This is a genomic window from Diplocloster hominis (genome assembly GCF_032380655.1).
Classification (GTDB): Bacteria; Bacillota; Clostridia; order Lachnospirales; family Lachnospiraceae; genus Diplocloster; species Diplocloster hominis.
The window spans coordinates 297,718-309,461 of the sequence record NZ_JAWDIY010000003.1; the positions used below are offsets into that span (position 1 = coordinate 297,718).

The window sequence follows — 11,744 nt, forward strand, 5'->3', positions numbered from 1 at the left end:
CTTTTTCTCGTTTTTATATGCTTTTATTATATGCCCTATCCTTATAAAAAATAGTAACGCTCGAAAATACCTCGCTGACTATTTTTCATGCATCACACGTAAGTGCCTAAAAGCAGGCACTAAGTACACAGCGATCTGTTCTTTTTCCCTGTATAGAGGGTACAGCATACAACTGCGATTCCACCGAAGATCAGCAGGTTCTGTACTCTGGTCGCATCCGCCAGCGGACCAAAGATCAACATCCCCAGCGGCAGCGCACAGGCGTTGGTTATCTGCATAAAACTGAAGATTCGGCCATGCATGGCCGGGTCCGCTTGCTCCTGTATCATGACGTTGATCGGTGCATTGTAGCAGGGCATCGTCACTCCGATCAGGAAGTTGCATACCAGATAGACCGGGTACACCGGCGATATTCCCAGACCAATCATCAGAATCCCATACAGGAATCCGGCCAGAACTGTGGTGTGCAGCCTGCTGCTAAATCCCCCCCAGGCCGCGATCAACAGGCCGCCGGCTGCAGCTCCTGCGCTGAACGTCATTTCGCTGAAGGTCAGACGCCACACCTGTGCCCCGAATGTTCTGCTGACCATAAGCGGCGTCAAAAAGGCCGACGGGCTGATCAAAATCAAAACAACGATCTGAAATAGCAATAGATTCCGAATAGACTGCTGGTCTTTCAGATAGCGGAACCCGTATTTCATTTCCTGTATCACAGATTCTTTTTCGAAGCTTCTCTCCCCCTGGATTGACCGCAAAGGTGGTATTGTTATGGTAAACATAATACCGATACCGATGGCCGCCGTGATCACATCGATAAAGAAGGTGGTCTCTATGGCAGCCACCGAAAGAATCGCACCGCTGACCGCAGGCGACAGGAACATCATCAGGGAACTGATGGTACTGTTTATACCATTTATCTTCATCAGATGTTCCGCAGGTACCATCTGCGGGATCAGCGCGTTTACTGCAGGGGTCTGAATCCCTGTACCCGCGGAACGGATCAGCAAAACCAAAAAAAGCAGCCAGACACTTCGGTATCCTCCCAGGAACAGCAGGGCCAGGATTAATGTGGAAGCAGCAATGACAGCATCAGCCAGCATACACATACGTTTTCTGTCATAGCGGTCAATCCAGACACCGGCAAACAGGGAGATCACTATCTGCGGTACAAAGCCGCACGCGGTGGAAATGGTCATCATAATGCCCGAGGAAGTAGTCAGGGTAATATACCAGATAATGGCATATTGCACAAGGGAGGAACCGAACAGAGATATAGTCTGGGCGGACATAAAACGGATTGTTCTTCCTCTCCATTTTTTTTGTTGTCTATTTTTATTCATTTAATTTTCTCCTAAGATATCTAATCCTGTTTCGTCTGCTGATACTTCACCTGCGGAAGCGGCTTTTTCTTTCCGTCTGCGGCAGTCAAGTGTAAGCAGTATCTTTCTTTCCGTCTGCGGCGGTCAAGTGTAAGCAGTATCTTTCTTTCCGTCTGCGGCGGTCAAGTGTAAGCAGTATCTTTCTTTCCGTCTGCGGCGGTCAAGTGTAAGCAGTATCTTTCTTTCCGCCGCCTTGTGATCCCCGGATGCTTTTGGTCAATAGGACGCACTTTCATAGAATGCAAAAACTGCCGGACACCACTGTCCGACAGCCTTTTTTCCACTTCAAGTCTTTTAAATGGGTACCCAAAAGAAAGCGTGACCTTCACGCCTTCCGAACCCTGTTACCGTTTAAGCGGCCCTGACTTTTTATAAAACAGGGACTTATTACACAACCGCAACTTGAATATATATAATACAGGCTCCGTACAATGTTCTGTCTATTATTGTGCGGAGCTTACTCTTCTTCTCATCTGATCGCTTAATCTGCAGCACATCACATACCACCTCGCTTTATGAAAAAACTCTATCATACTTTCCTGACACTGTCAACGCGGCACAAAATCAGTTCGTAACACGGTGTAACACGGTACAAACCAGTTCGATGCACAGCACAAAGCCGTTCGCTGCACGGAACAAAAACGGTCTGTGCCAAGAGATATACGGAACGTTTCCCGCTTACTCCAACTCTGCCGCATGTCCAGCGCAGATCACACAGCCGCTCTGCGGCTGAATCTTCGTATGGTAAAATTCCATCTTCGCGCCGTCAAACCAGATATACTCCCCTTCAAATCCCTCGGTATGCCCGGTCAGGGCCAGCACAGCCATCTGGGCCTGGGCCATCCCGATAATTCCCGCCATGGTTCCGACCGCCGCCGGCTCACGCTCCTGTCCCCCAGCCTGTGGATAGAGACAGGCCAGACAGGGACCCCCGCCCGGCTTTACATAGAACAGGCTGCCTCCCCATCCATTGATACCGCCATCGATCAACGGGATCCTTCTGCGGACGCAGGCTTCATTTAAAAGGAGCCTTGTCTCCAGATTGTCCACCGCGGCAATGACCAGATCGAACTCCTCTACCTGTTCCACATTGGCCATGGTAAGCCGCTGTGTGGATACTTCCGTCTGGGTGTCGGGGGAAAAACGGGCCAGCCACGCGGCTGCCGCTTCGGTTTTGTATCTACCGGTATCTCCGGGTGTATACAAGAACTGCCGGTTCAGATTTTCCGTAGTGACCCTGTCATCATCGACGATCCCAATCCGGCCGATCCCAGCGCCGGCAAGGCCTGGAAGTACCGAACACCCAAGTCCTCCGGCCCCCACCAGCAGGATAGAAGCAGCGAACAGTTTCTTCTGTCCGCTGCCCTGCAGATATTTTATTTTCGCTTGTCTGTCATATCGCTTTAAATCCATTTTTTCCCCGATGCATGCGCCTCTTTGCGCATTTCGTTAACTTTGTGGAGCTGCTGTGCTGCGAACCTGCCCAAAGGGCTTCAGCCTCCTCCGCACAGCGGCAGAAAACGGATCTCGTCCTGATCCTGAATCCTGGTGCGGTAGTTTCCAGTGTTCAGAATCCCTTTGCCGTTTACGGTTATGAGACTTCTTTTCGCTTCGGCGTATGCCTCTTTTCCATAAACCGTCTTAATATGTTTTAAACACTCTTTGACGTCATCCCCGGGATAGACCTCCTGTTCCGCACCGGTCAATTCCCGCAGCTCCCCGTAATATTTCAAATATGCCATATCCCACGCCCCCTGTCACTCATACAGCTTCAGCTGTTTGCGTTTCCGCTTCGACGGATAGCCGTCCTTTCCCCATCCCCGAACCTGATAGTAACGGGGAAGCATTTCCTTAAGCTTAACCACGGTATCCGGATTATCGCTGTCCTGGGGTGTCTTCGTCAGCCGTTCCGGCAGCGCGTCATCCTTCGCCGTCATACCTTCCCGGTAGTTGTACATCCGCTCCAGATTATATCCTCTCTCACCGAGCTGCATAAACTTACCGGTCGTCATCGGAAGTCCCGTGATCAGCTTCAGCGTCTGGGCATGCGGCAGCAGATACATGGAATTAAACGGCAGAAGCCCCGGCATGAGTTTCCACATGATTCCCAGAATTCCCCGGGCCGCCAGCAGTGCTTTTCCGCAGAACTTCGTGAACCAGTGGGAAGGTCCCAGGCGGAAGAGAAACGCAGGAATCATGCTGTAAGCGGTAAACAGACAGAATCCGGCCCCGGATACGGCCTCCATGGTATTTTGCAGCATGACGGTCAGCTCCGGCTTTCCCTTTGCAGCCAGCGGATCGGCGGAAATCACGCCCACAGATTCGAACAGAGCCAGGTATCCTCCGTTCAGGTGACAGCCGCCCCGGTTCGAAGTGGCATAGCCCAGCCCCATTCCCACCGACTGCCTGGGTTCATAGGAGGCTAATTCCAGCCCTTTGGCATGGATCGCCGCCGCTTCATGTCCATAGCGCTCTGCCAGCCATTTGGAACCATTCGCCAGCTCATCGCCGATCCCCTCCCGATAAGCGATCTTGCGGATCACTTCCGTCAGGTTGTCGGTACGGCCGAATTCCACACCGAAATCCGCAATTCCCTGTTCCTTTAATTCCATGGCAAAGGCAATGGTCCCTCCCAGGGATATGGTATCCATTCCCAGTTCATCCGCCAGATAATTCACTTCATTGATGATATCCAGATCCGCATTTTCAATGTTCGATCCAAACAGTCCCACGGTCTCATACTCCGGCCCTTTGACTTCCACATCGTGAACCTTCACCCGCCGCTCGCAGCGAACCGGGCAGCTGGTACAGCCGCTGTTTTTCACCAGTTTGGTGTCCGCCAGCCGCTCACCGCTGATCTCATCCGCATACGCATAAGAACCTTTCTGGAAATTCCGCGTGGGCAGCGCGTCAGAGGCGTTAGCTTTGTTCACCAGCCCGGCGCTGCCGTATTTCGGAAGGGACGCTCCGGTCATCGGATGATGCTTAAGGAAGCGGACCCATTTCTCCACGTACTCATCAAACCCCTCCCGGTCATAGATATAGGGTTCCTTCGTACCATAAGCCACACAGGCTTTTAGGTTCTTCGACCCCATCACGGCCCCTGCGCCGCACCGCCCGGCCACCCGTTCGCCGGATACCGCGCAGGCATACCGCACCAGATGTTCACCCGCAGGTCCGATCACCAGTTTTCCGTATTCCTGAGGAAATTGTCTTTGTACCTCCTGTGCGTCCATTCCCCACAATTCCCTGGCCGATTTTAAATGGATTTCCCCGTCAATCACCATAAGATAACAGGGGTTTTTCGCACGTCCTGTGATAATAAGCCCGTCATAACCGGCTCTCTTTAACATCATCCCGAACGTGCCCCCGCAGTTGGAGGTAGCGATGCCGCCGGTCATCACATTTTTGAAACTCATATTAAACCGGCTGGAAGAGGGCGCTCCGGTTCCGTTCGCCGGACAGGTATTTATAATCAGCACGGCCTCCGGCGCCAGAGGATAAAGCCCCGGAGATGTCAAGTCGTACAAAAGCCTGGAACCCATGATTTTTCCGCCAATATATTTTTCAAACATCTCCTGGCTGATCGGATAGCGGGTGGCTTTTCTTCCGGTCAGATCTATTTTCGCATAAACCGGTAATCTCACAGCGCTCCCACCTCCTTGACAGTTCTCATTTTGATCGCGTGCAGCGGACATTTCTGTTCGCACAGGCCGCAGCCGACGCAGGACTTTTCATCGGCCAGCTGCGCAAATACCCGAATATCCCCTTTAAACGCAGGGAAAGAGATCCTCAATGCCTGGGCCCTGCAGATCTGCACACACATAGAACAGGCGCTGCACCTGGCCGTGTCAATGACGGGCTTCCTCCATTCGGTCCTGGGAACTTTGGACGACTTACTCCCCTCCTGATCCAGGATCGCTTCCTTCGGACAGGCGCGGCCGCAGACTCCGCACTCCACACACCGCCTCGGATCAATCTTATGTAATTGTTTTGCCGCACCGGTAATCGCGCTCACCGGACACAGGCGGGCACAAAGGCCGCAGCCAATACAGGCTTCTGTTATCTGGTATGCCATTTAGCCAGACACCTCCTGACGGTTAATAAGCTTTTTTCAGTAACCGGATCACGTCCTCTTTGTCCACAGCCACCGGGTTTGCCAGCATTGCTCCGTCCCGCAGCGCCGTGACCGCCACCGTTTCGAAATCCCCCGGATTTACTCCGGCATCCTGAAGGCGCATGGGCAGGCCGCAGATGCGGTTCAATTTTTTCTGCAGGCGCCGGACTGTACGGATCGCCTCTTTCCCCCGCTCTTCCCTGGCGGTCCGCGCATAAACCTCAGGGCCTGCCAGATATAACAGCAGTTCGCCGTAGACCTCATCCAATTTTCCCAGATTATATCTCATAACATGGGGCAGCAGTATCGTCATCGCATCCCCATGGGGAACATGACAGACTCCCCCCAGCGCGTGGCCGATCCCGTGCACCGCTCCGACCATGGAATTGGAAAATGCGGCTCCCGCCATGGTGGAGGCATTTGCCATAGCAAGCCGCGCTTCCCGGTCTTTCCCGTCCGTCACCGCTTTGATCAGATACTCCCGCACCATCGTAATCGCCGCCGTGGCATACGCATCGCTCAGCGGATTTTTCTGTGTACAGCTGTATGCCTCCACCGCGTGGCACAGCGCGTCAAAGCCGGTGGATGCCGTAATTCTGGGCGGCAGGGTCTCGGTCATCCGGGGGTCCAGCACCGCTACATCCGGCAGCATATGGTTGGAGATAAACTCCATCTTGACCGCTTTCTTTTCATTTTTAATCACAGCCACCATCGTCATCTCAGAACCGGTGCCTGAGGTGGTTGGCACTGTGATAAACGGCACATGTTTTCCCCTGGTCATGGACTCACACCCCTGAAGCTTTAACAGGTCATCCACACCGTGCGCGATCATGATCGCCGTGCCCTTTGCGGTATCCATGACTGAACCGCCTCCGATGGCGACCAGGCTGTCGCAGTTGTTCTCTTTGTACCGTTTCGTAATCTCATTCACCACTTCCACGGAGGAGTCCGCCGGGATATCGGTGAATACGGCAGCCGGCCGGCTGCCCTGGCTTAGCATAGCATCCAGTACCTTCTGCAGCGCTCCGATTTTCTCCAGCACCTGGTCGGAAAGCACCATCGGCCTGCCCGCCTCCAGTCCCTCAAGCTCATAGGCGATATTTTCCAGCGCCTTCTGCCCGGACAGGATTTTTGTGGAATTCTGAAATTCATAATATTTTGGCAGCATAGTAACCCTCCCTTATATTCCTAAGATAGCGCGGCAGTACACCGCAATACTGCTGACCTGCTTCTTCGGCAGTCTGCGCAGGATTCTTCTGGTCATAACCGGCGGAAACAGATAGCTTTCCGTCAGGTCAATGCACCGGACGATGGACATAACCTCGTACAGATCCCCTTTGACCATAAACCGGTGCTGGGCGTATGCCGCCGTAGTCCCGATCTGCCCGGAAAATACCAGAAAAGCACCGTCAAGACTCTTAAAAGCAATGCAGATATCCGGCTCGCTCACGTCCTTTAACCGCGCCAACCCCCACGACACCCGCTTCATACACAGCTTGGGACCATTGTGGGAGGCGCTTAGCACAATCGTCCGGCCCACCGGCCAGCTGTCAATCTCCTCCTTCACCCTGGAGTCCAGCTTATAGAGGACTTTCATTCCCCGGTAGAGAAAAAAACAGATAATGGAGGCAAACAGGGATTTTGCGGTCGTGGCCAGATTCCTTTTTTTACTTGGTTTCATAGCATCCCTCCTGACTTGGGTTACTGCCATGCCCGCCGACCGGGCTGCGCAGAATTTTATATTCTACTCTAACTATAGACTGCATGTAAGTATGCGTCAACCGGGTATTTTTTTGCTATGGCCTACAGAGGTTTTTTGACAGGAGCACTTAGCGGCTGTTTTTGGGCCTTTACCCTAGTCCGGCCTGCTGATGGTCTCATTATCCGGCATATGTCCCGATAAAGCAATCCCCCTAAAAGCTGATGACGGTATATTACGGACGCGGAACCTCTACTTTTTTCTCTCACAATCTGGTATGGTTATTTTTATCATAACTGGTTATTCCAATAATGCCACAATTGTTTTATACTGCAAAGCATAAAGGAGGCGATCAGTAATGAAAGATACAAAGAAACTTGTGGTAGCCGCTCTGATGGCGGCGCTTACCTGTGCCGCTACCATGGTGATTAAAATCCCAACACCGACATTCGGCTATATCCACCCGGGGGATGGCCTGGTCTTATTATGCGGAATCGTGCTTGGGCCGGTAGGAGGCGCCTTGGCGGCCGGTATCGGCTCCATGCTGGCGGACGTATTCTCCGGTTACATGTCCTTCGCGCTCGGCACCCTGATCATCAAGGCACTGACAGCTGCCATCGCAGGACTGTTGTTCCGCCGCATCCGTGCGGTCCAAAGCGGAAGCACCGGCAGCAGCTACGCCGGAATCATCACCGGCGGAGTACTGGGAGAGCTGTTCATGGTAATCGGTTATCTATTCTATGAAACCCTGCTGGCCGTCATCAGCGGCAGCGCCCTGGCCGCAGCCTTCACAGCCTCTGCCGCCGGCGTTATCTTTAACATCGTGCAGGGCGTGGTAGGTATCGTTCTTGCCATCATCCTGTTTCCGGTATTATATCAGATTCCTAATGTGCGTGCCTGGGTTACCGGGAAGTAATACAATAAATTCGCATTTTCCTATTGAAAGAGAAAATGACATCGACGCGACTATAACATTCTTCAAAGTCGCAGCGATGTCATTTTCAGTTTCGTTTATTTACTCATGGTGATGGGCTTCCTGCCCGTCGGAACTCTCCTCTGAATGATGGCTCTCCTGACCGCCGGTGGGAACCGTCGTATTTTCCGTATCATTTGCATGGCTGCCGTGCTCCCCATGATTCGTGCCTTCCCCATGGGATTCACAGGCGTCGATCTGACCCTGCAGTTCCTCGATGCTGTGGTGGGTGTAATCGGTGATGTCGACCTCCGGATCGGTTTCCTTCAGTTCCTGCAGATACAGATATTTTCCAGGAGTGACGCCGTAGTCATGGGCCTGTGAGACCGTATCCTCATCCACCGCATGGCATTCTGACTGAAGAGCCGGATATTCCGCAGACGCGGTGTCCACGTACTGGCGGACCTCCTCCAGCATAGTTTCCTGGGTATCTGCCGTCTTCGCATAGACAGTGACGACAATATCCGATGCAGCCTTGAAATATCCTTCCATCTCCTCCGTTCCCATAATCGCATCCACAGCCTCCTGCCAGGGGAGGTTTTTCAGATTTTGATCAGCCAGGATCTGTTCTCCTTCCGGATTAAGGGCTCTGGTCTCGACCACACGGTTAAAGCGGTTGATCCCCAGTTCGATGGAGGGATTCACATCGATACTCACCAGAGAGGTCTGGGCATAGTAGTAATGGAAGCTGCCAGCGCTCAGGGTAAATACCAGGGCCAGACAGGCCGCCGCCGTATAAAGCGGTCTGAAACTCCTTCTTTTTTCCGGGAGCAGTATCACATCACCGGTCTTCCAGCTTTGGCTGGCTGGAAGGGATACGAATTCTCCTCCATTTTTCATAATAACAGCTGTATTTTTCTCTATTTTCATAACAATTCCGGTTTGTGCTTTCATTTTACTTCACCTCCCTATACTGGGGTAAGAATGTACGGATTCCGGGATAATCTCCCATCAGCAGGATTGCAAGGGTTACGATATATTTCCGGTGTTTCTCTATCGTCTTTGCCGAGATCCCAAGCTGCGCCGACAAGTCGGCCTGGGGAAGGCGGTGCTGCTGTGTCAGAAGCTTCCTATATTCAGAATCCCCGGTCACCGCATGGGCGATCATAAGGCAGTTCTTCCTGGACCGCTCCTGCTTCGGACAGATCCGGGGGAGTTCTTCCCAGCGTATCTCGTAGGAATCCAGGGTATCCGATAACAGCTGGATCTCCTCGGTCAGCGCATTCCTTTCCTGTTCTTTCTCATAGAGCTGCCAGGACACCTTAGCCTCCGCATCGGAGATCTGAGCGTTTTCCTCCTCATCCTTTGGCTCAAAAGCGATCACCCTTGATCGGTATCCCATCTGCTTTCTACCTTCGTCGATCAGCCGGTTTTTGATACAGATTTTGCAGAAAGACAGGAAGTTTCCCTTCTGGGAGGAATATTGTCTGATACAATTCAAAAATGTCAGCATGGCGAGACTCAGCATATCGTCGTATTCCAACATCATATCCTGCATACCGGATATCTGCTTTCTTATAAAAGGCAGATAATCCGCCATCAGCCGCTCTGTTTCTTCGGGATCATCCTGTGCGTTTTGAACCCGCATTTCTATCGTATTCACATCATTTCTCCTATCCGCCCACCGCGAAAATTTTCCTTTCTGCTAATTTTATTCTGCATTATTTTCTTCTGTTTCATTTTCTTCTACTTCATGGACTGCTTCTTCGATTCTTCTGATTCATCAATTCTGCTTCATCGATTCTTCTTCATCGATTCTTCTGCTTCTTCGATTCTTCTGCTTCTTCGATTCTTCTGATTTAATTCGAAGAAGATGAATTTGCATCTATATTTAATATACGAAATTAAGTCCATTTTTTATAGGGTGCGAAAAAAATTTTTCCGGCACCCTACGTTTTGCATATTGTCAGTCGTATTCTGTTAGCGAGTCAAAAAAATAAAAAAATGAAATGAGGTAATCTTATGTTCCAGAAAAAATTCGCTGCTTTCCTTTTAACCGCTATGCTGACCGCTGCCGTATCTATCCCTGTCCTTGCATCCACCTCCGAGACCGCGCCCGCCGCCGCTTCCACCAGTACAAATTATCCGGTATGTACAGAAGAAGGGTGCAGCAAAACCTACGATCACACCCATGACGGCACCTGGTATGAGGGACACCATGCAGAAGACGGTTCCAATTGCACGTCCTCCTCCACTTGTACCGGAAAACACTCCAGCACACACCATACGAACACCACGCAGTCACAAACTCACCACTCACAGTCCCACCACACTGGAACCCAAGCCCAGGATTCCACTGCAACACAGACCACCAAGACCACTTCCAGCCATTCACATCACAGCCACAGCGGCAGCCATCACTAAATCAGCACTGATAGCCGAACAGGTGATTCAGCCAATACATGCTGAGCGGAACCCATTTACTGCAGCTGTCATTATTCGTATCCACGTCATAGTTGCACATGGAAAGCCCGTGCGTCCCGCTGGGGAACACATGGCACTCAAACGGAACGCCAGCCCGCTTTAATGCCATGCCAAACAGCAGCGTATTCTCAACCGGCACCACCGTATCATCTGCCGTGTGCCACAAAAATGCCGGAGGGGTATCAGCAGTCACCCTCTTTTCCAAAGAAAACCATTCCTTGAGCTCATCATCTCCCCCGGACACCTTATCCAGGGACCCCTGATGCGCATACTCTCCAGCGGTGATCACCGGATAACTTAAGATCATCGCATTGGGACGGTTCCTGCCGTTTTCCGTATCCATTCTGGCTTTCAGCCGGTCGCTGTTCCACAGCGTCCCCAGGCTGGCAGCCAGATGGCCTCCGGCCGAAAATCCCATCACCGCAATCTGATCCTCCTTAATCTGCCATTCTCCGGCCCTCCTGCGGATCATCAGAACAGTTTCCGACAGTTCCATCAGCGGCCCGAGATCCCCGGCCAGTTCCCCAACAGAATAATTCAGAGTAAACACCTGATACCCCGCCGCGAACCACGCAAACGCCGGCGGCTCTTTTTCCCGGTCTGACAGCATCTCATACCCGCCCCCCGGACATACCACCACACAGGGCCTGATTCTATGATTCTTCATTTCCCAGCTGATATCGTGCAGATATCCCGTCACATAAGCGTCGGTCCCCGCATCCAGCACTTCCCTCACAATCTTCATCACTTTAACCTCCCAAAGGGGGACATGTCCAAACCAGTTTGGGACATGTCCAAATTCATTAATTATTACCTTACAACATCCACGCCGTTTTTGTCTATAGTATCTTTCTACTGTGCGTGAGGTTTCATTTTATTATGGGCAGGGAAGAGAGGGAAGCGGCGGGGGCTTTGGAACCGGGGGGCTCCTCTCGTGAGGCCAAATCACTTCGGCCGGACCTAAGAACGGCTAACTCCGAAGGAGGGAGAACCTCTTATTAGCAGGGCCTGGAATAAACTCGCCAAAAAACGGCTCGAACAGTATTCCAGGGGTTCTTTCTGAGAGTTGGGTATAGCCTGGTAGCCGGAATGCCCGCAACCGGCTTAATGTATAAGTATGCGGGCATTCCGGTTACCAGGCTATACCCAACT

The 11,744-nt window shown here is 51.9% G+C and carries 12 protein-coding genes; 2 read left to right on the forward strand and 10 right to left on the reverse strand.

All coding sequences use genetic code 11. From position 1 onward, the window contains the following. Positions 1-119 precede the first annotated feature (119 nt). The 7 genes from ABC831_RS04810 to ABC831_RS04840 form a co-directional block, all read right to left on the reverse strand. On the reverse strand, positions 120-1,340 hold the full coding sequence (locus ABC831_RS04810; RefSeq protein ID WP_343247110.1) for an MFS transporter: 1,221 nt from the start codon (positions 1,338-1,340) through the stop codon (positions 120-122). Positions 1,341-2,057: 717 nt separating this feature from the next. Further along, entirely contained in the window at positions 2,058-2,792 is a 735-nt protein-coding gene (locus ABC831_RS04815; RefSeq protein ID WP_343247111.1) for a HesA/MoeB/ThiF family protein, read from the reverse strand. 80 nt (positions 2,793-2,872) lie between these two features. Then, positions 2,873-3,121: a MoaD/ThiS family protein gene (locus ABC831_RS04820; protein ID WP_343247112.1), complete on the reverse strand. Its 249-nt coding sequence runs from the start codon at positions 3,119-3,121 to the stop codon at positions 2,873-2,875. A 15-nt stretch (positions 3,122-3,136) separates the two neighbouring features. After that, positions 3,137-5,026 (reverse strand): aldehyde ferredoxin oxidoreductase family protein, encoded by a 1,890-nt coding sequence (locus tag ABC831_RS04825; RefSeq protein WP_343247113.1) that lies wholly within the window; start codon positions 5,024-5,026, stop codon positions 3,137-3,139. Beyond that, on the reverse strand, positions 5,023-5,457 hold the full coding sequence (locus tag ABC831_RS04830; RefSeq protein WP_343247114.1) for a 4Fe-4S binding protein: 435 nt from the start codon (positions 5,455-5,457) through the stop codon (positions 5,023-5,025). The genes ABC831_RS04825 and ABC831_RS04830 overlap by 4 nt, the downstream gene beginning before the upstream one ends. A 22-nt stretch (positions 5,458-5,479) precedes the next feature. Further along, positions 5,480-6,664 carry an iron-containing alcohol dehydrogenase gene (locus tag ABC831_RS04835; protein WP_343247115.1) on the reverse strand — a complete coding sequence of 395 codons (1,185 nt, stop codon included), beginning with the start codon at positions 6,662-6,664 and terminating at the stop codon, positions 5,480-5,482. Positions 6,665-6,676: 12 nt separating this feature from the next. Then, positions 6,677-7,177 (reverse strand): hypothetical protein, encoded by a 501-nt coding sequence (locus tag ABC831_RS04840; RefSeq protein WP_343247116.1) that lies wholly within the window; start codon positions 7,175-7,177, stop codon positions 6,677-6,679. A gap of 376 nt (positions 7,178-7,553) precedes the next feature. On the opposite strand from ABC831_RS04840, the gene ABC831_RS04845 reads away from it, so the two are divergent. Further along, a complete protein-coding gene (locus ABC831_RS04845) occupies positions 7,554-8,111 on the forward strand; it encodes an ECF transporter S component (protein ID WP_343247117.1) in 558 nt (185 codons plus the stop codon). Between the two features lie 99 nt (positions 8,112-8,210). Here the strand turns inward: ABC831_RS04845 and ABC831_RS04850 are convergent, their stop codons facing one another. After that, positions 8,211-9,062 (reverse strand): anti-sigma factor domain-containing protein, encoded by an 852-nt coding sequence (locus tag ABC831_RS04850; RefSeq protein WP_343247118.1) that lies wholly within the window; start codon positions 9,060-9,062, stop codon positions 8,211-8,213. A 1-nt stretch (position 9,063) separates the two neighbouring features. After that, on the reverse strand, positions 9,064-9,771 hold the full coding sequence (locus tag ABC831_RS04855; RefSeq protein ID WP_343247119.1) for a sigma factor: 708 nt from the start codon (positions 9,769-9,771) through the stop codon (positions 9,064-9,066). A gap of 359 nt (positions 9,772-10,130) precedes the next feature. Between ABC831_RS04855 and ABC831_RS04860 the strand changes: the two genes are divergently transcribed. Then, positions 10,131-10,532: a hypothetical protein gene (locus tag ABC831_RS04860; RefSeq protein WP_343247120.1), complete on the forward strand. Its 402-nt coding sequence runs from the start codon at positions 10,131-10,133 to the stop codon at positions 10,530-10,532. Between the two features lies 1 nt (position 10,533). Here ABC831_RS04860 and ABC831_RS04865 read toward each other — a convergent pair whose 3' ends face one another. Continuing rightward, positions 10,534-11,337, reverse strand: coding sequence for an alpha/beta hydrolase (locus tag ABC831_RS04865; RefSeq protein WP_343247121.1), 804 nt, complete (start codon positions 11,335-11,337; stop codon positions 10,534-10,536). Positions 11,338-11,744 lie beyond the last annotated feature (407 nt).